This window comes from Chryseobacterium soli (genome assembly GCF_000737705.1).
Lineage (GTDB): Bacteria > Bacteroidota > Bacteroidia > Flavobacteriales > Weeksellaceae > Chryseobacterium > Chryseobacterium soli.
In genome coordinates this window covers 924,911-950,975 of record NZ_JPRH01000001.1, presented here as the reverse complement: position 1 = coordinate 950,975, position 26,065 = coordinate 924,911, and the positions used below count along the sequence as shown (strand labels likewise).

The following is a 26,065-nucleotide window of genomic DNA, read 5'->3' as shown; positions in this document are numbered from 1 at the left end:
TTATCCAAAAATGATCATTGGGTTATTTGTAATGGGATGGTCACAGATGGTACACGGAAAATTATAGGCTTTGCTGATGGTATCAGCAGTGAAAACTTCCTGTGGTGTTCCGTGGGCTGCAACTTTCCCTGATTTCATCAGTAAAATTTTATCTGCAAACTGCGCTGCCAGATTGAGATCATGCAACACAACAATAGCTGAATTGGCTTTCTGCGTAAATTTTTTAATAATTTCCAACGCTTTATACTGATGTTTTACGTCTAAATTATTTAACGGTTCATCTAAGAAAAGAAGTTTATGAGCTATGTCATTCTGAAGCTGTGCCATCACTCTTGAAAGATGTACACGCTGCTTTTCTCCTCCTGATAATGTATTGTATTCCCTGTCTTTCAAATGAAAAACATCGGTTTCATACATCATATTATTCATGGCTTCGAGGTCTTCTTTTCTGGGCTGCGCATCGAAATATGGATACCTGCCCATCATGACCACATCTTTTACTTCTAATGTGATGTCATTGCTGTTGTGCTGGGAAAATTTAGCTTTATGCCGAGATAATTCCTTCACTTCCCAGTCTGTAATAGGTTTGTCTTTAAATACAATATTTTGTTTTCCCTGTTTTACTTCATTAGCTAAAACACTCAGAAGACTGGATTTTCCAGCTCCGTTGGGGCCGACAATTGCTAGAAATTCGCCATATTCCACAGAGACATTTATGCCATCCAGAATATGAAATTCTTTATGCTTGTAACTGACCTGATGTGCTTTTATCATTATAGCAATTTTTTAAATTTGAGCAGAATAGCGATAAAAATAGGGCCTCCTATGAGAGAGGTCAAAATACCAATCGGCAACTCTGAAGGAGCCACAATACTTCTGCTGAAAGTATCTGCAATCAACAGTAAAATGCTTCCGCAAATGGTTGACAACGGTAAAATGAACGTATAATTTGATTTGAATAAAAGTCTTAAAATATAGGGTACGATAAGCCCTACAAAACCAATAGTTCCTGAAAATGCGACACATGTTCCCACCATTAAGGAAGTGATGATCACAATCTGCTTTTTCAGCCTTTCTACATTGATTCCTAAGTGTTCAGCATCTTTTTCGCCCAGCATCATTGCATTCAATGCTTTACCCTGCGGAACCAGGATGATATAGGAGATAATCAGAACTACGGTTAAAATGATATTTTTCGTCCAGGTTGCGGCCGCGAGGCTTCCCATATTCCAGAAGGTAAGATCCCTTAGCTGATCATCTTTAGAAATATAAATCAGAAAACCTGTAATTGAAAACCCGATAGAGGTAATGGCAACACCGCTTAACAGCATCATCACCACATTGGTTTTTCCTCCGCTTGTGGAAATTCTGTACACCAGCATCATGGCTAATAAGGCGCCTAAAAAAGCTGAAATACCTACCAGTGAAAACTGCACCATTTCAGGAAGATATTGTTTGAAATGTCCTCCTAAAACAATGGCAATGGCAGCAAGTAATGTAGCTCCTGAAGTTAAACCTATCGCTTCCCCGGTTGCCAAAGGATTTTTAAACAGCCCCTGCAGGCTGGTTCCTGAAACTGCCAGCATACTTCCGATAAGAATGGCCATGACAATTCTGGATGCTCTTACATCCCATATCACATATTTATCACTTAACGATAAACTTGTGTCTCCTGCGATTACTTTTCCTAACACTTCAAACGCAGATCTACCACCGAAGTCGTAAACCCCTGTATTGAGAGACCATACTGCTATGATGACAAGCAGTATGGCACTTATCGTTAAGTAAAAGTATAATTTACTTTGTGTTCTCAATTAATAGTTTGTTTAATCCTACTGCAGCCTCTCCTAATCTTGGTCCGAAACTTGAAACCAAGCCTCCGTCCATTGCGATGATCTTCTTGTTTTTACCAGCGTTGGTCTGAGAAACACCCGGCATTTTCAATGCACCTTCGTTTCCTCCGGCACCCTGTAATCCTGTTGAGAAGAAAAATAATACATCCGGGTTAGCTTTTACAACTGCTTCAGGAGTTAATGGTTTGAAATCTTCGAAATCAGTTACAGCATTTTGTCCGCCTGCAAGGCCGATCAATGCATCCATTGGAGTTTTTGTTCCTGAAACCATCAGCATATTTCCTCTGGCATAGATGAATAAAACTTTTGGCTTTTTAGCAATCGGCTGGATCTGCTTAAGGTCAGCATCGATTTTATCATTCAATTTCTGATAATCTGTATTGCCTAAGGCTTTTGCCACCTGCTCTATTAATTTTTTAGTTCCTGCTACTGTAAATTCCTGATCAAAAACCTCAGCTTTAATTCCTGACGCTTTGATCTTTCCTAGTAATTCCGGGTTTACATCTTTATTAGAAGCAAGTACTAAGGTAGGCTGTACCGCCATAATCGGCTCGATAGTCATTGATCTTACGTGACCTAAATCTTTAGCCGTAGCTTTTAAAGATTCGGGATATGTACTGGTAACATCGTATCCTACGATTTCTTTCTCGTGTCCTAAGGCACTGATTATTTCTGTAACACCGCCACTCAGGGTAACGATTTTATTATTGCTTTTTGGCGCTTCAGAAGAGGTTTCTGTTGCATTTTCTTTTTTAGCCCCTTCTTCTTTTTTGCATGAATACACTGCTAAAAGAACAGACGCTACCAGAATGATTTTTTTCATGATATACTATTTATTTGATTTATTATAAAGGCTTATATTCAAATTGAGGGAACCCTCTTTCGCCAGCTACACCAGTTCCGTCTGTTGTACTTTTCGTAAGTCTGGTAAATTTCAGTTTGAAGTAATATCCTTCCGCATCTTTAATTACATAGAAACGATCACCATAGACTTCAAGACCGTTATTGCCAACGGGATTTCTCCAGTCTGCACCAATTACTCTGTGGTCATTATAAATAAATTTAGACTGATCTACATTCCCAATTTTAAAATTATTATAGGCATCCAGTCCGGATCCTGAAGTTACCATCACTTCATAAGCTCCTACTCCGCCCACATTATTATTATTTACAAAATCAGCATAGATATAGCTTCCCGCTCCGGAAATTACATTGGTGAATACTGTAAAACAAAGATCCCACTTGTTCTTTTCAGGCTGAATAACTACTTCTTTCTTATTTTTAAGGCTTACAAAATTGTAGTTGTATGCTGTATTTTTAGCGACGACAATCTCAGAATAATTGGACCCGTCCAGATCCGCAGATTTTACTTTGTATCCGTCACCAGCTCTTACAATCTGAACTTTTTTCCAGCCTCTGCTGTCTCCTCCTGTGGTTACAGATCCTACCGCAACACTTCCCGTATAAATTTCTTTACCCATATTCACAAGGTAAATTCCGTTTTCCGAATCATTGGCTTTGATCTCGTCAATGGCAGTGTAATCTGTTGGAAAATTTCCTTTTACACTATCAATATAAATTTCGTTGGCTGGATTGAAGTTAGCAACCTGAACTTGGTTTTTTAAGGTAGAAACGCTTGCCTCCGTTACCTGCTCGAAAGTTGTTACATTAGGGATTTTTGCTGCTGCCATCATAATGGACGAGTTTAAAACAACTTTAAAGGCATTTCCGGAATAGAACGCAAGATCCCAATCTGTTCTTTTAGTTAATTTTTGTACAGGCCCTTTCGTAACAGGGTCAATTTCACTAAGATCAATCCAGACCTGGTTGGGCTGCGTGGCACCTCCTACCCTGGGATCTGCAATTGCCCCTTCAATGGGAGCTACTGCGACCGCATCTTCATTATCATTAATACAAGATTGTGAAATAAATGAAGCCCCTATTACAAGGCAAAAAAGTATTTTTTTCATTGTAGTTCTTTTAAAAATTATAATTGAGACGGGCAAAATAACTTCTGCCATAGAAAAGATTCTGGTTATCGGCACCTGCATTATGACTGTCTCCGGCAACCGTGGTATTTCTGATGGATGAAACATCAAAAATATTTTTTACTCCTAAGCTTAATTCCACATGATTATTGAAGAAAGGCTGCGAAACGGTAAAATTCATCATATTGAAAGCATCAATTTCTCCTAGCACATATTCTCCCGGATTTGTTGGATCCTTTGCATCTGCTTTATGAACATATTGTCTGCTTTTCCCTGTATATTTGTAATAAAGTGCGAAAATCGTTTTGGTAGAAGGTAATGTATAGTTGGTGCCTAAGTTTGCTTCCACATAGTAGTTGAAATCATCCGGCGAAGTAAGATTTCCGGTATTCATCACTCTGGATATTCCCATGGCAGAAACTCCTGTATTGATGCTCCAGTCTCCTTTTCTTACATTCACCCCGCCACCGAATAGTATCGATTTATAATTATCAACATTTACATAAGTATATTGAAGCGGGCTTGGATTGGTAATCACACTTTCGATTCTGTTTTTTACATTCAGATACATTCCTGAAAGGCTGAAATTGAATTTCCACCCTGCAGAAGAATGGGTGATATAATCCCAGAACAGTCCTGCTGAATATCCGGTTTCAGGTTTCAGGTTTTCGTTTCCTCTGATATCGTGGTTGTTATCCACTAAATACGTATACAACTCATCATACGTTGGAAATCTGTTGGCAGAACCGAAAATTCCCCGAAGATCTGAGTTTTCCGTAAAATTATATTTTGCGGTAAATGAATAATTAAATTGAGAATCAAATTTATCGCTTAAAGCCAATCGTACTCCAGGACGTACGGAAAGATTATCAATAACTTTCCATTCCGCAGACAGGAAATTGGCATAATTGAAGATCGTTCTGTTGATATTATCCTTACCTGTAGTTCCGAAAGTTCCCGTAGAGCTATCGGCAAAACCTTTGGTCCTGTCTAATTCATATCCAAGCTGGAAATTGAATTTTTCACTATCCAGAAAATTACTGAACATCCCTCTTGAGTACAACACTTCAGATTTGTAAAACGTATTTTTTTCATCTCTTGAAATTTCCCTTCTGTTCGGAACATCATATTTGTAATCCTGATATTTTCTTTCCTGGCTTTGGTAAGAGAAATCACCATTATAATTGATCCTTCCAAGTTTGGTCTGGATATTAAACTGATGAATCCATCTTTTGGTAAAATAATCCTTATCATCTGATGTGAAGGTTCTCTGACCCTCACCCAATGGAAGTGAAGTCACTCTCGGATCGTAGAAATTGATATTTTCTGAAAGGAAGTTGATCTTATAAAATAAGGTCGTATTGTTTTTGGAATACCGAACTGCAGCATTGGTAATCAGCTGATCTTTTGGCTGCCATTCATAACCTCTAAGATTGTCATTATCCGGATTGAAATATTTATATCCATTGTATTTTCCTTTATATCCCTGAAAATCATTATGATTTATATCTGCTGTAATCGTCCAGTTTTCAGATAATTTATATCCTAAGTTTAAGGATTGAATGTGTCTTCCGTTTCCTTTTTTAAACCAGTCATAATCCTTTCCTACGGTTTCTTCCTGTAAAGAAAGCAATGCATTGAATTTTTTAGAATACGTTTTTTTGGTAATGATATTGATCACTCCTGCTACTGCATTATTACCATATTCTACTCCCATTGATCCTTTTACAATCTCAATACGCTCTATGTTATTGACATTCAATTTAGTAAGATCAACAAGATTTCCCATTCCCTGGTCACTTACCACCGGAATATTGTCGATCAGTATTTTGGTATATTCACCACTCAATCCCATAATATTGGCATTGGAATCACCACTGCCTCTATTGGGCTGAATCAGGATATTAAGATTTTGATTGAGAACTTCTGCAACGTTGGTTACAGCCATATTTTTAATCTGCTGTGCATCAATTACTTCAACTTTATAGATAGATTTGTTGATGGATTGCTGCATGTACTGCCCGGTGATGACAACTTCTTCTATCTTCTTCTGATTAAGAGAATCTTTTTGCTGTGCACTGATCCAGAAAATCGTGGACAGTGACAGTATAGAAAGCACTTTCTTCTTCATAGACGCAAAATTTTTGGCAAATATACTTCTTTATTTAGAACAATTAAAAATAATTACTTATTTTTGTAGAATAATTCTAAATAAAGATAACGTTATGAAATTAAAACTACTTTTAGGAACTTTAATGCTTACGGCGATTACCGCTAATGCACAAGTAGCTACAATTAATGAAAACTTTGACAACTTTACTCTTGGGAATACCACTTTTCCACAAAATAACTGGTCAGCGGTAGTAGCAACCAATATTTTACCTTTTCCACCGGCACCTATGATGATTGTTGCGGGTACGACAGATAAATTCATTCAATCTTATGCCGGTAACAGCGGAACTTCACCTTCATATCTTATTGCTCCGCAGATTGTAGCTCCTTCAGGTGATAAAAGTGTATCTTTTATTGCAGCGCTGGCAGCAACATCTCCTGGTACAGGAACTATCCAGGTTGGATTAGCATCGAATCCTGCTGATATGTCAACTTTTGTAGCCGTAGGAAATGCCATATCTTTAACTACTACAACGTACCAAAATTATAGTATATCTGTTCCTGCTTCCACTTCTTCTTATTTAGTTTTTAAATTTACACCAACAGCAGCTCATACTGCCATACAGCTTGATAATGTAGTGTATAATACGACTACTTCCCTAGCCGTTACAGATGTTGCAAAATCGAAAGAAGACATCAAATTCGTTGTTAATACAGATAACACTGCTTTACAATTCGTAACCAGAAAAGATCCTAAAAATATCCAGATCTATTCTGCAGCAGGACAAAAAACAGCTGAAGGAAAATTAAACGGTCAGAAATTTGACATCAGCGGTTTACAGGCTGGTGTATATTATTTGCTTATTGAAACTGCTGAAGATTCATTAATCAAATCAAAATTCATTAAAAAGTGAGACTCATTAGATTCACTCTTATAATGTAAGGCCGGTTTATGAATTTCATAAACCGGCTTTTATTTTTTAAATATGATCACTACACCTTGTATTGAAAAGACTTTATATAATATTTTCTGAAGTAGGATTAAAGGTAAACACGACAAATGTCATGTTTTTATTTAGAACAATTAAAAATAAATATATACTTTTGTACAATAATTCTAAATAAGGAAATCATATAAAACCTTTACCTGTTATGAAAACAAAATTACTCTTGACCTCTTTGTTTGCTCTTGCAGTTCAGCAAACAGCAATAGCACAAACAGATGCTAACGGATATACAACAGTTAATATGACGATGGGAACCGGATATCAAAACCGTGTATTTTTTGACTTAAGCGCCAATAATATGGTATCTCAACCGGCCAATTCGTGGGATGTAGCTTTTTACAGAGCTTCATCAACTAATTTCGGAACAAGAATCAATGATGCACAGGATATCAAAGCATACCAGGCATCTTCCAACCCGGCAGACTGGAATACCATCACTACCAACAGCATAGCTTCTTACGGAGCGCCTCTCTTTAATATTGACAATACAAACTATTTACAGGAAGGAGCCTTCGAACAAGGTTCTGCCACTTATGGATGGGGAGAATATAATCCCGGCAACCACCATGTAGAGGGAAAAGTGATCTTTATCTTACAGTATGCATCCGGTGCATCTGTAAAATTCATGATTGATGATTATTTTGGAGGTTACACTTTTAAATATGCCAAATGGAATTCCGCAACCTCGTCATGGGACGCTACGCAGACCAAGACTATTGCTAACGGCACTGATGATGCATTTTTCAATTATTTTTCATTCACTACAGGGGAAAAAGTAGCTAATCTGGAACCGGCAAGAGCCAACTGGGATATGATGTTTACAAGATATTATACCGATTATCCTTATATCGATCAGCAGGGTAACCCTCAGACAATGAAATACAGAATGTCCGGTGTGATCCAAAACTCCGCTAACATTACAGTTGCAAAGGTACAGCCAGAAACGCAAGCAACTGCTTCATCTACCATTCCGGCTTCTACAGCATTTTCAAGCAATATTACGGCTATTGGCCATTCATGGAAGCCAACATCAGGAGCTTATACGGATGTGGTATATTACATAAAGCAGGGTGCAGATTATTACAGAATGTATTTTACTTCTAACGAGGGTACACAGACTGGAAATATGTACTTCAAATACAAAAAAATAACGGGTACTCTGGGGATCACAGAAGTTAGCAAAAAAGCTTCTTTCGGAATTTATCCAAATCCTACAACAGCTGACAAAAAAGTAACGGTATTGTTTGATGTTAAAGAAAAGGCATCTCAAAAAGGAAGCGTGGAAGTATATGATCTATCAGGAAAAAGAGTGCATTCGGAAGAACTTAGCAATCAAACCGGTTTCTATAAGCAAGACTTGAATTTATCTCACCTGACTTCCGGAAATTACTTAGTAAAAATCACCTACGGAGGCAGTACGGAAACCAAAAAACTTATCGTAAAATAAATTAAATTTTTAATACTTTCTATTTTTTCTATAAAAAGGCTGCCTACGAATTGTGGGCAGCCTTTTATATATTGTAATGGTAGATTGATAGTTGATAGTTGATAGTTGATAGTTGATAGTTGATAGTTGATAGTTGATAGTTGATAGTTGATAGTGTAAAATTACTAAGAATCAAGATTATAGACGTTAGATCTCAGATGCGAGACTATCAATTTAATATGCAGGATAAACTCTAAATACTAAAAACCAACAACAGACAACCAAACTAGTATATCTTAAACCCTTTATACACTTCTGTGGATCTTTCCGTCATTCTTGACGAGTCTCTCAGAAAATTTAAAAGATGGTCCTGCCCTACATGCATATTATGATGCTCAATGCTTTCCCACAGCTCAATCAGGAAAAAGGTCCCTTTGTTGTCTTTGTCTTCTATCAGGTCATACTGAAGGCATCCTTCTTCTTTTCTGGTCTCTTTTACCAGATTTTGAAACAGCTCTACCGCCTCCATCAGATAGTTTTCACTGAACTTAAAAAGCGCAATTATATGTAAACTCATATTCTATTTTTATGGGTGTAAAAGTAGAATATTTTCAAAACCGAATGTGATTTTAGGTATCTTATTTTTCCACAACATACACAATATTTAATTAAATACTGATTTATAAATAGTTATAGAGCTCATCACAATTACCAAGGTTCCAATTATCACAAACATTTTCTTTACAGGAAGTCTTGAAGTAAGCATCGCAGAAAAAGGAGCTGTAATGATTCCTCCGATCAGTAATCCCAGAATAATATTCCAGTGCTGGATTCCCAGCGTAAAGAAGAATGTGATTGCAGATGTAAGTGTAAGGATAAACTTAGCTACGGTAGAACTCCCAACAGCAAACCTCGGGGTAAAGGAATTTTTGATCAAAGTTCCGGTTACCAACGGTCCCCAGCCTCCACCGGCAAAGGAATCTATAAAACCTCCTATGGCACCTAATCTCGTTAAATTGGTTTTTCTTTTTAAGGATTTATTTTGTTTTGGCTTAAAAGCATTAGACAGAATCTGGAATCCAAGGTATAAAGTATAAAAAGCAATTACTGTTTTAGTGATTTTAGAATAATATTCTCCCAGATACGTCAGTGATAATGCTCCGATAATAGCTCCTATCACAGCAGGAATCGCCAGTTTTTTCACCAGACTTTTGCTTACATTTTTCAGTTTGATGTGGCTAATGCTCCCTGCTGCTGTTGTAAAACTTTCCGCAGAATGAATACTGGCACTCACAATATGCGGTGGGATATTCAGGAATAAAAGGGTGGTCGTACAGATCACACCATACCCCATTCCCATTGATCCTGCAACGATCTCGGCCAAGAAACCGATCAGAAGCATCCAGTAAAATATATAATTATCCTTCGCCAAAATGACCAGAAGCTCGTCCAGATAACCCAGCTCATACATCGAAAAAACGCCAATACACAGTATCGCGATTGTGATGAAGAACACATTGAGCCTTATCTGAATTTTTTTTGAAATGACCATATTATAGGATCATCACTGCTCCCACAGTTGAATTACTGGTTTCATCAATTAAAATAGCATTTCCAGTATCACGGCTGTCTTCGAAACTATCAAAAACCAATGGTGAAGCTGTCTTCAATCGTAATTTTACGACTTCATTCAGTTTGATATTTTCGGTAACCGGTATTTTTTCAAGGGTATTGACATCAATTTTATATTCAATTTCCTTGATAATAGCTTTTAATACTTTGGATTTATGCTGGATAAAATATTTGTTTCCTTCCTGCAGTTCTTTTTTGTCCAGCCAGCAAACCACGGCTTCAATTTCATTTTCAACTTTTGGAAGACGGTCTGTTTTCACTAAGAAATCTCCTCTGCTGATATCGATATCATCTTCAATATGCAGCACGGCAGGCTGATTGGTAAAAACAGATTCCACTTCTTTTCCGCCGGTTTCTATTTTGGATATTCTGGTCTGGATATTTTGAGGAAGTACGGTAATTTCATCTCCTTTTTTATAAATCCCTGAAATCACTTCCCCGGCATATCCTCTGTAATCGTGGTACTCATCAGTTTGGGGACGGATAACGTACTGAACCTGGAATCTTGGGTTTTCTGTATCTTTAAGTTGGTCAATTTCAACATTTTCAAGATAATCAAGAAGCGCAGGGCCTTCGTACCAAGGTGTATTAGCAGATTTATCTACAATATTATCGCCCTGAAATGCTGAGATGGGAAAATAGTTCACATTCATTAATCCCAATTTTTGGGCAACCAGTTCATATTGCGCTTTAATATTATTAAAAACTTCTTCAGAATATTCTACCAGATCCATTTTATTAACTGCTACCACTACATTCTTCATTTTCAGCAGTGATGCGATAATGGAATGTCTTCTCGTCTGCTCGATCACCCCTTGTCTGGCATCAATCAACACTACGATAAGCTGAGAATTGGAGGCACCGGTAATCATATTTCTGGTATATTGAATATGTCCCGGAGCGTCAGCAATAATGAACTTTCTTTTGGGGGTGGAAAAATACCTGTAGGCTACATCAATGGTAATCCCCTGCTCTCTTTCTGCCCGTAAGCCATCGGTAAGAATGGCAAGGTCTATCCCATCCGAATTTTTATTCTTTGAATGCTTTTCCAATGCATCCAGCTGGTCGATCAATATATTTTTGCTGTCGTACAGGAGTCTTCCGATCAGGGTACTTTTACCGTCGTCTACACTTCCTGCTGTTATAAATCTTAATATGTCCACGTGTCGTTGAGTTATGAATTAAATATGTGAATGATGAATGATAATGGATATTGCTGAGCCGCAATTCCTGTTTAAAAGTAACCGCCTTTTTTCCGGTCTTCCATGGCGGCTTCTGTTACTCTGTCATCAATTCTTGTTTCACCGCGCTCAGAAATCCTGGAAGCTGTAATTTCATTAACAACCTCATCTAAAGTTTCAGCATTGCTTTCCACTGCTGCGGTACAGGTCATATCACCTACTGTTCTGTAACGGATTCTTTTATTGACGATGGTATCATTTTCATCAATCTGAATAAAATCTGAAACGGCGATGAGCTGTCCTTCAAATTCAATCACGTCTCTGTCATGAGCAAAATAGATAGAAGGAAGCTGAATATTTTCTTTTTTTAAATAACTCCAGACATCCAGTTCTGTCCAATTTGAAATAGGAAACACCCGTACGTTTTCCCCCTTACTGATCCTTCCATTGTAGATATTCCACAATTCAGGACGCTGTAATTTCGGATCCCATTGTCCGAATTCATCACGAACAGAGAAAAAACGTTCTTTAGCTCTTGCCTTTTCTTCGTCTCTCCTTGCACCGCCGATACAGGCATCAAACTGAAATTCTTCAATCGTTTCCAACAGCGTATGAGTCTGAAGCCAGTTTCTGGAGGCAAATTTACCTTTAGGTTCCGTTAATTTTTTCTCCCGGATCGTGTCTTCCACCTTTCTTACGATCAATTCTGCACCGATCGTTTTGGCTAAATAATCTCTGAACTGTAATGCTTCCGGAAAATTATGTCCTGTATCAATATGTACCAAAGGAAAAGGAATTTTCATAGGTGCAAAGGCTTTCATCGCCAAATGAACCAGCGTTATAGAGTCTTTTCCGCCGCTAAAAAGCAGTGCCGGTTTTTCAAACTGAGCCGCAATCTCCCGCATGATATAAATGCTTTCGGCTTCCAGCTGTTCCAGATAGTCTAATGTATGGGTACTCATTATTATTTTTGAAAATGTTAATTAATTGGTATGCAGACCGCATTCTTTATGTGAAGATTCCCACCACCACCGTCCGGCGCGTTGGTTTTCGCCTTCTTCTATTGCTCTTGTACAAGGCTGACATCCTACGCTGATAAAGCCTTTTTTATGCAATGTCAGTTCCTGAACTTTATGCTGTTCAAGATAATCCAGAACCTCCTGATAGGACCAGTGAATGAGCGGATTGTATTTGTAAAGTTTACGTTCTTCATCCCATTCGATCACCGGCATATTTTCACGGTTTTCGGATTGTTCGGAACGAAGCCCTGTAATCCATACATTTGCATTTTCCAATGCACGGTTTAAAGGTTTTACTTTTCGTATAAAACAGCATTCTTTTCTGTTTTCTACAGAGTGGTAAAAAGCATTGATTCCTTTTTCATTGACGTACTTTTCCACTTCAGAAGCGTCCGGAAAATAGACTTCCGTATTCACTTTATATCTCGAATTATTCTTTGAAAGCAATTCGTAATGTTCATAAAAAAGTCTTCCCGTATCTAAAGTAAAAACTTTTACAGGAAGCTTGTTCCGGAAAATCATATCTGTAATCACCTGATCTTCCTGACCCAATGAAGTTGAAAAAACAACTCCATCAGAGAATTTTGTTGAGATAAATTTCAATGCCTCTTCTGCTGAAAGCTGTTTCAGGGTATCTGCATCTTCTTTTGAAATCATAGTGTATCATTTGATGTTCATGCAAATATCTAACAAATTAATTACTCTACCAAACAAGTAGACTAATTATTCAAAAAAAAGGATCTGATCAGTCGATCAAATCCAATAACGTTTTTTCTTCTAAAATTTTGAGTGAAGCGTCGCGAACCTCGATCAACACATCATGCAGACCGCAATGATCTTCGTTACAATCTTCACATTTCTCGTAAAAGTTCAGACTTACACATGGAAGCATTGCAATAGGGCCGTTTACCAAACGGATAATTTTTGCAAGCTTTACATTTTCAGGTAATTCCCTTAAAAAATATCCACCGCCTTTTCCTTTTTTACTATCCAGAATATCTGATTTTTTAAGTTCAAGCAGAATATTTTCCAGGAATTTCAATGGGATCTTTTTATGTTCCGCAATTTCGGAAATAAGAACCGGGCCTCCATTCCTTTTTTCTACAAGGTATGAAAGTGCCTTAAAAGCATATTGAGATTTTTTTGACAACATTACAGCAAATTTAAGAAAATAGTTTCAATTGGATGATTATAATATTGAATGGTTGTTAGTTGTCTGTTTTTAGTTGTTGGTGTTTTGTTTTTAGTGTTTAGCGTTTGGTGTTTGTTGTTTAGTATTTGGTGTTTAGTGCTTGCTGTCTGATGTCTGATGTCTGATGTCTGAAAAATAAATCTCCACTTTTGCCTTTCTGCCATTAAATTATTAAGTTTGTTCTATGTTCAGTAAACAAGAAGCACAGCAGTTAAAAAAGGAGTTTTGGACGGCTTTTGGTAAGTCATTTCCCAGAAAATGGATTTTATATGATACGAAAGTGAAAGATCTTTCATTTAAATTTAATGCCGACAATAAAAAGGTAGAAGTGTCACTGGACATTGAAATGAAAGACGAAATCTTCCGGAATGCCTATTATGAAAAGATCTGGTCTTTAGAAGACATCCTAAAAGATTTCATCGGTGATTTTCATAAGGAAGAACATTTTACGCTGGAAAACGGAAAAGTGATCAGCAGAATCTGGATCGAAAAACACGGAGTTTCTGTTTTTAATAAAAATACATGGCAGGACATTTTCGAATTTTTTGTAGAGAAAATGGATGGTTTTGAGAGGTTCTATTACGAATATGAAGATTTCATAAAAGACGTGTAAGCAGTTTATAATGACCGCTATCGTTGAATTGCTGACAGAATTATTGATCGGAATCTTTCAATCTATTGTTGAAGGGGTTCTCCATGAATTTTTATTAGGATCGGTCCGCTTTATTTTCAGAAAAATTCGCGCTTTTTTTTAATATATCCAGGTTTTAAATAATCAGGAAAACAGTCACATAATGGAAATTTTAGAACAATACAATTTGCGTTTTGTCCGTCGTCCCTTCATTTTTCATCATGGGAAGACAATCGTGAAGAAGCAGGCTGTACACGATGAGGAAGATGAATATTGGGGATATTTTCTGAACCGCTACTCGGATCCTGATGATATTGATGCCATTATTACCACTATTGATGGTATCGTTAATGAAGGTTTCCATCCTCCTGAATCTGCATCAGACATTTATTTAGAGTCGATACACATTGAATATACAAATACAGCACTTCTCTTTCAAACCAAGGATGATGTCCTGATCCGGGAAGTTCCTTTTGAGGAAGTCAGAGAAATCCTCCTGCTCTGGAAAAGTTTCATTATGACTCCTCTTTCACCCTCGTCTCCCACTCATAAAAATACTTTTCAAATGCTGGTAACTACCTACTTTGAAGATCACAACAGAAAACGGATCAGTATTCCTGAAGAAGCTTCTTTGTACCATTATAAAGTTTATGAAGAAAATGGAACAATTCTGAAAAGAGAAGAATATGACGAACATAAATTGCTCACAGTTTTCTATTATCTACAGGATCATGAAACAGAACAGGAGGCCATAGAAACCATTGGTAAAGATTATGCAGGAATCGAAGGGTTTGCGGTGGTAAAAACTGAAAAACTTAATGGGTATACAAAAGAGGTCAATAGATTTTATACTGCTGACGGTATTTATGATGAATTCTGTATTACGACCTTATTCGATCAGAACAACTGCATGATTTATGAACGGGAAGAAAGTTATTTCAAGGGAGTTCATGATATTGAAACCCGGAAATACTATATTGAGGATGCAAAAGAAGTCTTTGAATTTGTCTATAAAAACAGCGGAGAACTCCTGCTTATGAAGGGTTTTGAACCTCCATTTGTTGCTGAAAATAACGGAAGCATTACCGTTTCTGAAATGGAACTGTTTTTTCCTGACTTTTTATCTCAGCATCCTTATTATAAAAATGCAGAAATGATTCCCTGATTTTGTGGTTTTTAATATCTTTGAAGATAACAATCAAGTGGTGAATGTAAAATAATACCAGACCTGTTTCAATCAATGTAAGAAATACCATTAAATACATTTCTGTTAATAAAGAATAATCAGTTTTTAAGAGAATGCAATGCCCGTTTCCGGCTTAATGACAATGCAACAACGAAATACCCCTAAGGACATGAAAAAAGTATACAAAAATATTTTCGGAGAAACCGTTTCAAAAGCTGCAGCGGAACAATTGAATGAATATCATCTTTATTATTATCTGAAAGATTCCGGGCTCCTGAAGCAGATAGATTTTGTAAGTGATGATGAAATATACAATATCAATTATTTCCTTGATGAAGAAGATGAGAATGAAGTATTCAATGATTTAAAGGAGAAATCCAATTTCTTCGATATAGAAAAAAAGGAAACATTCGATGACTTTATTATAACAACCAACAAGCTGTATTCATTAACAGTAGATGAGGAACCGCTGATTTCAAAATCCATTTTCACAACTAAGGATCCTGAAAATTTCATCTGTTCTCAGGTCATTGATAATGAAACCCTGGAACCCGTATTGGATAGAACGACCAAATGCTGGTATACCAATGATGAAAACGGAGAAAAATATGCAGCTATAGAATTCAGTTATCAGGAAGACGGAAAACTGGAACTCGCGATAGACAAAACCCCTAACCGTGAGGACGACCAGGAATGGGAATATTATGATTACGGAACCTTTCAAAATCTTCAGAAGAAGTTTGAGGAAGATATCAGCTATTATAAAACTGCAGCCATGCTTCCTAAAAAAGCGAGTAAAAACTCTTAGAATAAGTATTTATAAAAAGTCATAAATATTCACAATTTCATTTAAAATTTACATAGAGGCAAAGCATCACTATGCTTATTTTTGTATTTTAGACCTCATAAAAGTACCGGTTTGCGGGTGCTCAACCATTCTTTGACATTGTACCCGGTGAGGACTCACCAAACCACAACCCGCAACTTACTTTCTATTCTCTCATCACATACATCACAACTTAATAATAACAATGGAAAACAACTCGTTTATTTTTACTGACGGAACGGATCCTAAAATGATTGAAGCGTACAAAAAAGCGCAGGATACCTTTAAATATTTCTGGAGAGAGCAATCCTGGGAATACAGAAGAATTATTCCCGGACTTAATCTTGCATGCGTAAAAGCTGCCTTTTCACAGGAAGATCCGGAAACCGGAAAGAATATTGTAGAACATATGTGGATCAATGACATTGATTTTGACGGCGACCACGTAAAAGGTTACCTCATCAATGAACCTAATGATCTCACGAATATACAGCCCGGAGATTATTTTGAAATTCCTCTCAATGAAATCAGCGACTGGCTTTTTGCCATCACTCCATCAGTAAAAAAGCCTACAGGACTTTCAAAACTCTTCTCTTCTTCTCAGGAACCTATACCTAAAGCGTACGGCGGATTCACTATCCAGAAAATGCGTGCTGATATGCCGGAAGATGAAAGACAGGAACATGATGATGCCTGGCAACTGGATTTTGGAGATTTTAATGATATTGAAGTCGTTCACGAACAGAAAGAAAAACCTGAAAATCTTATTGAACATCCGATGAGCAGGAATATGAAGGAAGATTTCGTTAAATTCTTACAGGAATATCCGAATGAATTAACCAATACGGATGATAACGGCTTAAGTCTTCTTCACAGAGAAACTATTGCCGGAAATTTAAGTTCTGTGGAAGTGATTCTAGAAGCCGGAGGTGATAGAAATCTTCAGTCACAAAAAGGAAAAACAGCATTGGACTATGCGAAACAGTTACAATGGGAACATCTTATTCCTGTGCTGGAAAATTAATAGACAAAGAGAAGCTTTAACGTTTCTCTTTTTTGTTACGATTATTTACCAAATGACAAATATTAAAAAACTAAGTTTGATTAACTTGCTGTCATGAAAGAATTATTTGAATATATTTTAAGATTTGGAAATCTCAATCAGCAGCAAATCGATTTTATGTCCAGTAAAGCTGTGGAAATAGAGCTTTCCAAAGACGAATATTTTTCGGAAGCCGGAAAAATTGCCAGCCAGGTCGGGTTTATTGTAGAAGGTATTCTTAGAGTCTGCTATTATAATAACAAAGGCGAAGAAATCACCAAATACTTTATTGAAGAAAATAATCTCGTCGTAGATCTGGAAAGTTTTGATAATGAAATCTGCTCCAGCAGTTATGTTCAAGCTATTACAGATTGTAAACTGATCGTTTTTTCCAGAAAGGACTGGCTGGAACTGTTACAGACCATTGTCGGCTGGGAAGTGATCGTCCATAAAATTATTTCAAGAGCACTCATTCAAAAAGTAGAAAGAAGAAGTCCTCTGGTTTCAGAAGATGCCACAACCCGCTACCTGAAATTTATGGAGATTTACCCTAATGTCGTCAACAGAATTCCACTTTCCTATATTGCTTCTTACCTGGGAGTGACACAGTCTTCGCTGAGCAGAATCAGGAAAAATATCAGGTGAATGAAATGAGAATCAAGAACCGGAAAACAAGATGTTATATGCCCGTTATATTTTTTTGCTTTTTGCCAAATGACAAATACAATCTTATTTAATTGGCGGAATTTTACCTCATCAATTAAAAACAAAGAATATGAATTCAGTATTAATTACAGGTGCCAACAGAAGCATCGGCCTGGAAACGGCAAAACAACTTTCAGCAAAGGGATTATTCGTCTATCTGGGAAGCCGGAATCTTGAAAAAGGAGAAGCTGTTGTCAAGGAACTTAATGATCAGGGATTTCAGCATATCAAAGCCATTGAAATCGATGTTACCAATCCTGATTCCATTGCAGCCGCAAAAAATACCATTGAAAAAGAACAAGGAAAACTGGATATCCTGATCAACAATGCAGGAATTCTGGGAACAAATCCGCAAACTGCTGCAAATGCTTCTATTAAAGATATTCAGGAGGTATTTGACACCAATTTCTTTGGGGTAATCAGTGTTACTCAGGCATTTTTAGAACTGCTGAAAAAATCAGAAAGTCCAAGGATCAGCAATATCACGTCCGGACTCGGGTCATTAACGTTACACAGCGATCCGAACTGGAAATACTATCATGTAAAAGCAGCGGCCTACGGTCCTTCAAAATCAGCGTTGAATGCCTACACCATTGTTTTAGCTTACGAATTGAGAGAGTTGCCATTCAAAGTCAATGCAATTGACCCGGGATATACCGCAACCGATTTTAATGGCCACAATGGTCCGGGCTCTGTAGAAAGTGCCGCCTCTTTTATCGTTAAACACACGCTGACGGACGAGAATGCTCCTACAGGACAGTTTTTCAGCAACGATATTGAGGATGAGACTGGAATGAGTCCCTGGTAATTGTTTTGTATTATATAAAGTATATATTGTAAAAAGTATAATGTATTAATGTAATTAAAAGAGAGACTTTTCGGTTTCTCTTTTTTTAATAGTTTTCTTTTCTATCGTATTGATCAAATTTTTCAGAATTTTTATATGCATAATACTCACCTTTCTCAGCGGTTATTCTGACATATTTTACAGGAACAATAACCTCCCCCTTTCCGTTAATCAGACCAAATTTACCTTTCTTTTCAACTTTAAAAACAGAATCAAAATTCGTTATACTGTCATAATCAAAACCAGTTAAAAACTTCTTATCCTTATATAAAGCTAAAGCATTATTCTGTTTAACAACATAAAATAACTGAGAGGATGTGATGAGGTATCCGATATGGTCGTAGATAAGATCCAGGATTTTTTTATCATCAACACTAACGAGTCCATATTTGCCATGATCACTTACCAGCATTGTTTCATAATCCATATTTTCTATGGTATTATAACTGTACAGTTCTTTCCAGGTTTCGGTAGACACTATTGCCTGTTTTCCGTTTTCTTTCTTTGTGAGCAGTCTATTTTTAAGACTTAAAGCCTGCAAAGAGGTATATCCCGGACCCAGTTTTTCCTGATAATGTAGGTCTATTATGTTGACATTTTTTCCTGCACGAACCTCCAATTGATTATCTTTATAAGAAGAAAAACACGTTCTGATGATGTTATCATATTCCTTACTGAGCTTTTTATTCCTAAGATCAATAAAAAAGGATTTTCCCTTTTCAGTGGCCTGGATACCAAAACCATCATTTTTAATCATCTGATATTGGAAAGGAACTAAAGTTTCATCTTTATTATTGACAATACCAAATGCCGTTCCGTTGCTTACCACTGCAAAATTTTTATTGGCATACCGTACAGAAGGATAGACCGTCTTGTATAATGAAGGATCCAGTTTATTCTCAATCTTAAAAACAGAATAGGACATTGTCCCATTTTTAAAGCCCGAAGATGGAAAAGGCTTATCACTGTACTTACTGTAAAGAACCGGAGGATGCATTCTCGTATCATCCTGGTCATATATCTCTATAGCATAGGTGATGTTTCTATTCTCTTCCGCTTTTTTATCTGACCCTCTACCATATGAAGAAGCAACAATCCCGTTCTTTATTTTGGGTTCGATAATTTTCTTACTAATAAGATTGGCCGAATATGTAGAGGTATAAAGACCTCCCGCACAGTTGGATCCTGAAGGAAGATCATATATAATCGTACTGAAACTGTAAGAATCAGGAGTTTCACTTACTTTATAGATGGGAAAAAAATGGACTTCCCCGGAATCCTTTGACTTCCTGAGAATAGATTTCTTCAAAAGCTCATACATCCATTTTTCTTCATTATTCATTGCCTTTATGCTCTTATAAGTAGAAAGATCCTGTGAAAAAATATTCACAAAAATAAAACAGAAAAATAGTAAGCTAATCTTCATCCTTATTAATTAAACTTTCTTTTCCTCAACCAGAAGAACAAAGCTCCCAACAGTCCGATGATTACTAAAGGAAGCAGTAGATTGATCCATTGCCATTTACTTTTTTCTTCGGTAATTCTTTGTCTGTCCAGTAGTCTTTCTTCGATGTTACGGTTTCTGAGCTCCATCAGGTTGCTGTCGTCCAGCAGATAATCCAGAGCATTTCTCAGGAACTGCTCGTTTCCGAACTGCTCATTGGTCAGCATGTCTACCCCTAAAGGTAATGGTTCTCCTTTGATCACTTTATTTCTCCCGACATCGCCGTCAGCAATAACGATCATTTTATTATCGGGACTTTGGCTTTTAAAACCTGGGTAAGATTTCCTTTCAATTCTTGATGCATACGCAGAACTAAACTTCCCTTCCAGTGCTACCGCAAAGATCTTCGGGGTACTTGGCTTTTCCATTTGTCCCAGGCTGTCTACACTTGCAATTTCTTTAAGATCAACATAATTCGGAACCTGCTTTAACAGGGTTCTTTCACTTGATTCAAAAAGAACTCTGGTTTTAATATTTTTCCTTCCCAAAGTATCAATAGATGTTGGGAATTCAAACTTCACAGGATTGATATTTTTCGTCACAGGATTATCCTGCTCAGCAATTCCCAGTGGGAAATACGGCCAAGGAAGGCTTGTATACTGCGGGTTCCCTCCTACTTCTCCGGTTACCAGTCTCAGTAAAGCAAACTTTTTAACATCTTTGACCAAAGCCGGATTGATCCTGATTCCATAATTGAAAAAGAAATCCGTCATATTGATATCCACAGGGAAAGGCATTATTTTTTTAGACCGGGTCAGCGTATCCATTTCTGCATTCACTGCGTCGATCATCCAAAGTGTTTTACCCCCGTTCATGATAAACTGGTCAAGGATTACTTTTTCACCGTCTGTAAAAGCTTTTCTTGGCTTAGCAATAACCAGTGCACTCATCTGTTTTAATAAAGGAAGATCGGCAACCGTAAGCTCAGTCTGATTTTTAGGAATAATAGGACCTGCGTCATAATTTTCCAGTGCCAGATGCATAAAGCCCTGGAATTCATCGGGACTTAATTCGTCCTGACTCACCAAAATCCCTACTTTTTTTCTTTTATCGGCAGAAATATTTTTAATATTCGAAACAAGGCTGTATTCGAGTCCTTCAATAGATCTTGTCAGCTGCTGATCTGCATCAATCCCTGTCTGCTGTACTACCAACGGGATAGATACGCCCCGTTTGTCATAACGGATCACCGCATACGGAAACAACGTAATCTGAGAAACTTTTCCGTCTTTGATATCAGGCAATACAGAAGGCTGCATTCCCATCGCCATCAAAGTATCCTGAGACATTTTGGTTTTAATAGGATCTATGAATTTGAAATCGATGTTGGGATTGATCTTTCTGAACTCTTCCAGCATAAATTTCGTTTCTCCCTGCAGCTGTTTAAAGCTTGCCGGAAAATCACCTTCCAGGTACACCTCAACTGTCATTGGCTTTTTAACAGCCTTTAAAACTTTCACGGTGCTATCGGAAAGAGTATATCTTTTTTCTTTGGTTAAATCTAAACGTATTCCTGATACTGCCAGAATAATAACTAACGGCAGCACCACAAAAAGTAAAATTCCTAACGGAGATTTAAAGGATATCTTCTTCATAATTCTACTTTTTTTTATTGATAAAATGATTCGACAATACTAATGAAACACCGATAATCAAAACAAAATAGGCAACATCCCGAAAATCGATAAGCCCTCTTGTAAATCCTAAGAAATGCTGGTAAAAACCTACATTCTGAAGAATAAAGTCGGCACCGCCTAATAATTTATAGCTTGCCAGCTGCTCGATTCCGAAATACATGATGAAGCACATGAAAATGCCCAGCAGATAAGCCATGATCTGGTTTTGAGACAATGAAGAAGCTAAAATTCCCACGCCTGAAAAAGCCGCGATAAGAATAATCAGTCCGATATAGCTTCCGAAAGTCATTCCCATATCGATATTTCCGGCAGGAACTCCCAGCACGTAAACGGTATAGAGATAAATCAGTGAAGGAATAAGGCATAAAATTCCAACAATCCATACGGAAAGAAATTTTCCGATAACAAGATCTGAAACTTTCAGCGGTTGTGAAAAAAGCCAGTCCAGGGTTCCTGTTTGATGTTCTTCCGCAAAGGATTTCATGGATAATGCAGGCATAATAAACATCAGCAGCCAGGGAACCAACTCAAAGTAACTCTGTAAAGAGGCCATCCCGATTTCAAATATATTAGAATCGTTATCGAAAAAAAACAGAAAAAGAGTCGCTATCAGACTGAAGGCAGCGATAATGATCCATGCGCTCCAGTTTCCGAAGTAACTCCAAAGTTCTTTCTTTAAAATTGCAATCATAGTTTTTTTGTAAAAAAGGTAAAAGGTAGTACAGTCTATAATACCTCAACCATTATTTCTTCTTTTTATTTTTATTAACGAGTTTCACGGTCATCATGATCAACACTACCAGAACGAAAAATCCGGTAATTAATTGCCACCAGTATTCAATAGCCATCGATTTTAAAATCACGGTAAAGACGACAAGGAATAAAATGAAAGTGGCAATTTCATTGGCCTGTCTCAATTTTATATTGGCTGTTTCAAGGGTATTTCCGTTAAGGGCTTTCAGCAGCAGCACTTTTTTCCAGCACCAGTAATGATAGACGGCCAAACCGATCAGGAAAGTCAGTTTTAAATGAAACCAGGACATCTTCATCAATCCGGGATTCAAAAAAATCATAATCAATCCGCAAACCGCCATGATAATGCCGGCCGGAACGGTGATGATATTCCATAGCCTTCTGGCCATGAACGTGTACTGCTCGCGCAAAATTCTTTTTTTATCTTCAGCAAATTCGTCTGTATCTTTATAGTAGACAAAAATCCTTACGAGATAGAAAATTCCCGCAAAATAGCTCACCATAAAGATGATATGCAGGGCTTTTATTATGGTATAAAGCATTGTTGGATATGCTAATGGGTATAAACTTGGTCTGTTACTGCTGTACTGGATTCGTCTTTCTTCAGGATGATCTTTTTTGCTCCCAATTTGGTATAATATTTCTCCATTTTGTTCAAGTGATCATCACTGGTCTCTTTTCCTTCGATCTGATAACCATAGTCGCTCCAGATTTTGATCACGAACAGATCTTTCACCAAAATTCTATAATTCGACTGCTCAAACATACCGGAAATATAGCTTTCCATATCTTTTTTGGAGACAAACTGATAAATGAAAACTCCGCCGTCATTCAGATCGTCATCGGGATTATCATAGGTAAATGCATAGACTGTTTTACTCTTTGAAGCGATATCACCATCCGTAACTTTAGCAATAATGTTGGGATCACTTGTCACAAAGGGCATTTTTGTGATCCCAATATTTTTCATTTCCTGACTTATTCTGGCAGGTTTCATCCCCTGCAGTTCAACATTTTTAAGATCGAAATCCATAATGTTTTGTGCAGAGAAGCTTTGAAAACAAACAAAACCAATGATCAGCAATATTTTTTTCATAAACCTGCTTTTATATGTATGATTAAGAAATTACATTAAGCTCTCTTCCTACTTTTTCAAAAGCAGCAATTGCTTTATCCAAGTGAGCTCTTGTATGAGCTGCAGAAAGCTGAACTCTGATTCTCGCTTTTCCTTTTGGTACTACCGGATAGAAGAATCCAATAACATAAATTCCCTCGTCCATAAGCTTTTCAGCCATTTTTTGAGCAAGAGGCGCATCATATAGCATCACAGGAACAATCGCAGCATCACCGTCAGGAATATCAAAGCCTTTAGCTTTCATTTCCGTTCTGAAATACACTGCATTTTCCATGACTTGATCACGAAGTGAAGTATCATCAGAGATCATCTCCAACACTTTTAAAGCTGCCCCTACAATTCCGGGAGCCAATGAATTAGAGAATAAATAGGGACGAGAGCGCTGTCTCAGCATGTCGATGATTTCTTTTTTACCGGAAGTAAATCCTCCCAATGCACCGCCAAGCGCTTTTCCTAAGGTAGAAGTGATGATATCTACTCTACCCATTACTTCATTCGCTTCGTGGGTTCCCCGTCCTGTTTTTCCGATGAAACCTGTAGCATGAGAATCATCTACCATGACCAATGCATCATACTTATCAGCAAGATCACACACTCCTTTCAGGTCTGCAACAATACCGTCCATTGAGAAAACTCCGTCGGTAACGATGATTTTGAAACGGTGGTTCTTTTCAGAAGCTGCAATTAACTGCGCTTCCAGATCCGCCATATTATTATTTTTGTAACGGTATCTTGCTGCTTTACAAAGACGAACTCCATCTATAATAGAAGCATGGTTCAGTTCATCTGAAATAATAGCATCTTCTTCGGTGAATAAAGGTTCGAAAACCCCTCCATTCGCATCAAAACAAGCTGCATACAAAATAGTATCTTCAAGTCCCAGAAACTGAGCGATCTTCTCTTCCAATTGCTTATGAATATCCTGAGTTCCACAGATAAAACGAACCGATGACATTCCATATCCATGAGAACCAATCATGTCCTGAGAAGCTTTCATCACTTCAGGATGGTTTGATAATCCCAAATAATTGTTGGCACAGAAGTTCAACAGCTTTTTACCGTTCGCTTCTATTTCCGCACTCTGTTGAGAAGTAATAATTCTTTCTCTCTTGTAAAGCCCGTCATTATCAATATTTTGAAGTTCGTTCTGTAAATTTTGAAGATATTTTTCAGAGATCATTTTTAGTAAATTTTTAGATGCGCTAATTTAGTAAAAAGGCTGTAAAGTATAAGCTTTTATGGTTTTAATTCTAAAAATTTGAATGAAATACTGGATTTTCATATAATAGTCTACTATTTTAGTAGGATAATATTTATCTTTGTCTTTCAAAATTCATGAAAATGAGGTTATCACCAGTAGAAAGAGCTAAAACATTATCATCCCGAGATTTTTTAAATACTTATATGAAACCCCGAAGACCTATCATTCTGAAGGATTTTGTAGATCCGGGAAGCCCCGCTTTCAAAAAATGGAATTATGAATACTTTAAAGAAATTGCCGGAAATCAAAAAGTGAATATTTACGGAAGCGAACTGGAATCACTGGATCGTGTGGCCAGCAAACCTATTGCCCAATCTACCTTTTCAGAATATCTGGATATAATAAGCTCCTCACCTACTGAAAACAGACTTTTTTTATTCAATTTATTAAGCCTGTATCCGGCGCTTAAAGATGACATCCATTACAATGATGTCACCAACGGCAAAATATTAAAATGGCTCCCCTTTATGTTCTTTGGCGGTGAGGGTTCTATTACCAGAAACCATATAGATATTGACATGTCTCATGTGTTTATTACCCAGTTTCAGGGGATTAAAAGAATCTGGCTTTTTCCGTGGGAACAATCAGATCTGATGTATAAACTGCCCTATAATTTTCACAGCATCACTAATATTAAAGAACCGGATTATGATGAATTTCCTGCACTGCGCTACCTCAACGGGTATGAAGCGGTCATAGGGCCAGGCGAAACGCTTTATATCCCTTCCGGATGGTGGCACTATATACAATATGAAACAGAAGGGTATTCTGTTTCTGTGAGAGCATTACCTTCAAGCTGGCTTGAAAAGTGGCGGGGGTTTAAAAATGTAGTGCTTATCCGGTATTTTGATAATGCCATGCGAAATATTTTCAGAGAAATCTGGTTTCGGCACAAGGTAAACAAAGCAAAAAGAAAAGCTTTAAGAGCCATAAAAAAACAAAAAAGCTTCCTGATTTGAAAGCTTGTTCTATATTAATTATTAACCATTAAAAATTTTATACCATGGAATTACTTTATGCCATAACATCCGCTGAACGTTCTCTGTATTTTTTCTATCCTATTTTTTACTAATTTTCCAATTATTAAAAAAGCCTCTCCATAATTATTTAAAACAATAATACAGGAGA

General features: G+C 37.1%; 26 protein-coding genes. 9 read left to right on the top strand and 17 right to left on the bottom strand.

Annotated features, from left to right (window positions below; genetic code table 11):
• Genes IW15_RS04350 through IW15_RS04330 form a run of 5 tightly spaced genes read right to left on the bottom strand, consistent with a single transcriptional unit; the run spans position 1 to position 5,972 of the window.
• Positions 1-774 (bottom strand): heme ABC transporter ATP-binding protein, encoded by a 774-nt coding sequence (locus tag IW15_RS04350; protein WP_034709530.1) that lies wholly within the window; start codon positions 772-774, stop codon positions 1-3.
• A complete protein-coding gene (locus IW15_RS04345; protein WP_034709527.1) occupies positions 774-1,814 on the bottom strand; it encodes a FecCD family ABC transporter permease in 1,041 nt (346 codons plus the stop codon). Before IW15_RS04345 ends, IW15_RS04350 begins: the two co-directional genes overlap by 1 nt.
• Positions 1,798-2,676 carry a heme/hemin ABC transporter substrate-binding protein gene (locus IW15_RS04340; RefSeq protein WP_034709525.1) on the bottom strand — a complete coding sequence of 293 codons (879 nt, stop codon included), beginning with the start codon at positions 2,674-2,676 and terminating at the stop codon, positions 1,798-1,800. Before IW15_RS04340 ends, IW15_RS04345 begins: the two co-directional genes overlap by 17 nt.
• A 22-nt stretch (positions 2,677-2,698) precedes the next feature.
• Positions 2,699-3,823 (bottom strand): HmuY family protein, encoded by a 1,125-nt coding sequence (locus IW15_RS04335; RefSeq protein WP_034709862.1) that lies wholly within the window; start codon positions 3,821-3,823, stop codon positions 2,699-2,701.
• A gap of 10 nt (positions 3,824-3,833) precedes the next feature.
• Positions 3,834-5,972 (bottom strand): TonB-dependent receptor plug domain-containing protein, encoded by a 2,139-nt coding sequence (locus tag IW15_RS04330; RefSeq protein WP_034709523.1) that lies wholly within the window; start codon positions 5,970-5,972, stop codon positions 3,834-3,836.
• Positions 5,973-6,066: 94 nt separating this feature from the next.
• On the opposite strand from IW15_RS04330, the gene IW15_RS04325 reads away from it, so the two are divergent.
• On the top strand, positions 6,067-6,867 hold the full coding sequence (locus tag IW15_RS04325; RefSeq protein ID WP_034709521.1) for a T9SS type A sorting domain-containing protein: 801 nt from the start codon (positions 6,067-6,069) through the stop codon (positions 6,865-6,867).
• A 238-nt stretch (positions 6,868-7,105) separates the two neighbouring features.
• The gene (locus IW15_RS04320) at positions 7,106-8,407 is read left to right on the top strand and encodes a T9SS type A sorting domain-containing protein (protein ID WP_034709519.1); all 1,302 of its coding nucleotides are present in this window, start codon (positions 7,106-7,108) and stop codon (positions 8,405-8,407) included.
• 265 nt (positions 8,408-8,672) lie between these two features.
• Here IW15_RS04320 and IW15_RS04315 read toward each other — a convergent pair whose 3' ends face one another.
• From IW15_RS04315 to IW15_RS04290, 6 genes are all read right to left on the bottom strand, one after another.
• Positions 8,673-8,963 carry a putative quinol monooxygenase gene (locus IW15_RS04315; RefSeq protein ID WP_034709517.1) on the bottom strand — a complete coding sequence of 97 codons (291 nt, stop codon included), beginning with the start codon at positions 8,961-8,963 and terminating at the stop codon, positions 8,673-8,675.
• Between the two features lie 87 nt (positions 8,964-9,050).
• Entirely contained in the window at positions 9,051-9,938 is an 888-nt protein-coding gene (locus IW15_RS04310; protein ID WP_034709515.1) for a sulfite exporter TauE/SafE family protein, read from the bottom strand.
• 1 nt (position 9,939) lies between these two features.
• Entirely contained in the window at positions 9,940-11,181 is a 1,242-nt protein-coding gene (locus tag IW15_RS04305) for a sulfate adenylyltransferase subunit 1 (protein WP_034709513.1), read from the bottom strand.
• A 71-nt stretch (positions 11,182-11,252) separates the two neighbouring features.
• Entirely contained in the window at positions 11,253-12,161 is a 909-nt protein-coding gene (gene cysD / locus IW15_RS04300; protein ID WP_034709511.1) for a sulfate adenylyltransferase subunit CysD, read from the bottom strand.
• Between the two features lie 21 nt (positions 12,162-12,182).
• Positions 12,183-12,875, bottom strand: a complete 693-nt coding sequence (locus tag IW15_RS04295) for a phosphoadenylyl-sulfate reductase (protein ID WP_034709509.1) — start codon at positions 12,873-12,875, stop codon at positions 12,183-12,185.
• Positions 12,876-12,963: 88 nt separating this feature from the next.
• Entirely contained in the window at positions 12,964-13,371 is a 408-nt protein-coding gene (locus IW15_RS04290; protein WP_034709507.1) for an RrF2 family transcriptional regulator, read from the bottom strand.
• A 223-nt stretch (positions 13,372-13,594) separates the two neighbouring features.
• Here IW15_RS04290 and IW15_RS04280 point away from each other — a divergent pair, with 223 nt between their 5' ends.
• The 6 genes from IW15_RS04280 to IW15_RS04255 all read left to right on the top strand — a co-directional run bounded on the left by IW15_RS04280 (position 13,595) and on the right by IW15_RS04255 (position 18,608).
• Positions 13,595-14,023, top strand: coding sequence for a DUF4268 domain-containing protein (locus IW15_RS04280; RefSeq protein ID WP_034709503.1), 429 nt, complete (start codon positions 13,595-13,597; stop codon positions 14,021-14,023).
• Positions 14,024-14,204: 181 nt separating this feature from the next.
• Positions 14,205-15,206, top strand: coding sequence for a hypothetical protein (locus IW15_RS04275; RefSeq protein ID WP_131368493.1), 1,002 nt, complete (start codon positions 14,205-14,207; stop codon positions 15,204-15,206).
• A 190-nt stretch (positions 15,207-15,396) separates the two neighbouring features.
• Positions 15,397-16,035, top strand: coding sequence for a hypothetical protein (locus tag IW15_RS04270; protein WP_131368490.1), 639 nt, complete (start codon positions 15,397-15,399; stop codon positions 16,033-16,035).
• Positions 16,036-16,258: 223 nt separating this feature from the next.
• Positions 16,259-17,077, top strand: a complete 819-nt coding sequence (locus IW15_RS04265) for a DUF2314 domain-containing protein (protein ID WP_034709498.1) — start codon at positions 16,259-16,261, stop codon at positions 17,075-17,077.
• 93 nt (positions 17,078-17,170) lie between these two features.
• A complete protein-coding gene (locus IW15_RS04260; protein ID WP_034709496.1) occupies positions 17,171-17,740 on the top strand; it encodes a Crp/Fnr family transcriptional regulator in 570 nt (189 codons plus the stop codon).
• Positions 17,741-17,870: 130 nt separating this feature from the next.
• Entirely contained in the window at positions 17,871-18,608 is a 738-nt protein-coding gene (locus IW15_RS04255; RefSeq protein ID WP_034709494.1) for an SDR family oxidoreductase, read from the top strand.
• 85 nt (positions 18,609-18,693) lie between these two features.
• Here IW15_RS04255 and IW15_RS04250 read toward each other — a convergent pair whose 3' ends face one another.
• Genes IW15_RS04250 through kbl form a run of 6 tightly spaced genes read right to left on the bottom strand, consistent with a single transcriptional unit; the run spans position 18,694 to position 24,856 of the window.
• Positions 18,694-20,073, bottom strand: coding sequence for a WG repeat-containing protein (locus IW15_RS04250; RefSeq protein WP_131368488.1), 1,380 nt, complete (start codon positions 20,071-20,073; stop codon positions 18,694-18,696).
• A gap of 5 nt (positions 20,074-20,078) precedes the next feature.
• Positions 20,079-21,746, bottom strand: a complete 1,668-nt coding sequence (gene gldG / locus IW15_RS04245) for a gliding motility-associated ABC transporter substrate-binding protein GldG (protein ID WP_034709490.1) — start codon at positions 21,744-21,746, stop codon at positions 20,079-20,081.
• Between the two features lie 4 nt (positions 21,747-21,750).
• On the bottom strand, positions 21,751-22,479 hold the full coding sequence (locus IW15_RS04240; protein WP_034709488.1) for an ABC transporter permease: 729 nt from the start codon (positions 22,477-22,479) through the stop codon (positions 21,751-21,753).
• Between the two features lie 52 nt (positions 22,480-22,531).
• Positions 22,532-23,083 (bottom strand): CopD family protein, encoded by a 552-nt coding sequence (locus tag IW15_RS04235; RefSeq protein ID WP_034709486.1) that lies wholly within the window; start codon positions 23,081-23,083, stop codon positions 22,532-22,534.
• Positions 23,084-23,094: 11 nt separating this feature from the next.
• Positions 23,095-23,637 (bottom strand): hypothetical protein, encoded by a 543-nt coding sequence (locus IW15_RS04230; protein ID WP_131368486.1) that lies wholly within the window; start codon positions 23,635-23,637, stop codon positions 23,095-23,097.
• 22 nt (positions 23,638-23,659) lie between these two features.
• The gene (gene kbl, locus IW15_RS04225) at positions 23,660-24,856 is read right to left on the bottom strand and encodes a glycine C-acetyltransferase (protein WP_034709482.1); all 1,197 of its coding nucleotides are present in this window, start codon (positions 24,854-24,856) and stop codon (positions 23,660-23,662) included.
• A gap of 161 nt (positions 24,857-25,017) precedes the next feature.
• Between kbl and IW15_RS04220 the strand changes: the two genes are divergently transcribed.
• Complete coding sequence (locus IW15_RS04220; protein WP_034709861.1) at positions 25,018-25,896, top strand: cupin-like domain-containing protein; 879 nt, start codon at positions 25,018-25,020, stop codon at positions 25,894-25,896.
• Positions 25,897-26,065 lie beyond the last annotated feature (169 nt).

Coding starts and splice junctions, on each gene's coding strand:
- IW15_RS04250 (WP_131368488.1), bottom strand. CDS start 20,073: ATGAAGATTAGCTTACTATTTTTCTGTTTTATTTTTGTGAATATTTTT.
- cysD (WP_034709511.1), bottom strand. CDS start 12,161: ATGAGTACCCATACATTAGACTATCTGGAACAGCTGGAAGCCGAAAGC.
- IW15_RS04335 (WP_034709862.1), bottom strand. CDS start 3,823: ATGAAAAAAATACTTTTTTGCCTTGTAATAGGGGCTTCATTTATTTCA.
- IW15_RS04265 (WP_034709498.1), top strand. CDS start 16,259: ATGGAAAACAACTCGTTTATTTTTACTGACGGAACGGATCCTAAAATG.
- IW15_RS04330 (WP_034709523.1), bottom strand. CDS start 5,972: ATGAAGAAGAAAGTGCTTTCTATACTGTCACTGTCCACGATTTTCTGG.
- IW15_RS04220 (WP_034709861.1), top strand. CDS start 25,018: ATGAGGTTATCACCAGTAGAAAGAGCTAAAACATTATCATCCCGAGAT.
- IW15_RS04240 (WP_034709488.1), bottom strand. CDS start 22,479: ATGATTGCAATTTTAAAGAAAGAACTTTGGAGTTACTTCGGAAACTGG.
- IW15_RS04275 (WP_131368493.1), top strand. CDS start 14,205: ATGGAAATTTTAGAACAATACAATTTGCGTTTTGTCCGTCGTCCCTTC.
- IW15_RS04295 (WP_034709509.1), bottom strand. CDS start 12,875: ATGATTTCAAAAGAAGATGCAGATACCCTGAAACAGCTTTCAGCAGAA.
- IW15_RS04325 (WP_034709521.1), top strand. CDS start 6,067: ATGAAATTAAAACTACTTTTAGGAACTTTAATGCTTACGGCGATTACC.
- IW15_RS04260 (WP_034709496.1), top strand. CDS start 17,171: ATGAAAGAATTATTTGAATATATTTTAAGATTTGGAAATCTCAATCAG.
- IW15_RS04315 (WP_034709517.1), bottom strand. CDS start 8,963: ATGAGTTTACATATAATTGCGCTTTTTAAGTTCAGTGAAAACTATCTG.
- IW15_RS04255 (WP_034709494.1), top strand. CDS start 17,871: ATGAATTCAGTATTAATTACAGGTGCCAACAGAAGCATCGGCCTGGAA.
- IW15_RS04280 (WP_034709503.1), top strand. CDS start 13,595: ATGTTCAGTAAACAAGAAGCACAGCAGTTAAAAAAGGAGTTTTGGACG.
- IW15_RS04235 (WP_034709486.1), bottom strand. CDS start 23,083: ATGCTTTATACCATAATAAAAGCCCTGCATATCATCTTTATGGTGAGC.
- IW15_RS04270 (WP_131368490.1), top strand. CDS start 15,397: ATGAAAAAAGTATACAAAAATATTTTCGGAGAAACCGTTTCAAAAGCT.
- IW15_RS04290 (WP_034709507.1), bottom strand. CDS start 13,371: ATGTTGTCAAAAAAATCTCAATATGCTTTTAAGGCACTTTCATACCTT.
- IW15_RS04230 (WP_131368486.1), bottom strand. CDS start 23,637: ATGAAAAAAATATTGCTGATCATTGGTTTTGTTTGTTTTCAAAGCTTC.
- IW15_RS04340 (WP_034709525.1), bottom strand. CDS start 2,676: ATGAAAAAAATCATTCTGGTAGCGTCTGTTCTTTTAGCAGTGTATTCA.
- IW15_RS04320 (WP_034709519.1), top strand. CDS start 7,106: ATGAAAACAAAATTACTCTTGACCTCTTTGTTTGCTCTTGCAGTTCAG.
- kbl (WP_034709482.1), bottom strand. CDS start 24,856: ATGATCTCTGAAAAATATCTTCAAAATTTACAGAACGAACTTCAAAAT.
- gldG (WP_034709490.1), bottom strand. CDS start 21,746: ATGAAGAAGATATCCTTTAAATCTCCGTTAGGAATTTTACTTTTTGTG.
- IW15_RS04350 (WP_034709530.1), bottom strand. CDS start 774: ATGATAAAAGCACATCAGGTCAGTTACAAGCATAAAGAATTTCATATT.
- IW15_RS04310 (WP_034709515.1), bottom strand. CDS start 9,938: ATGGTCATTTCAAAAAAAATTCAGATAAGGCTCAATGTGTTCTTCATC.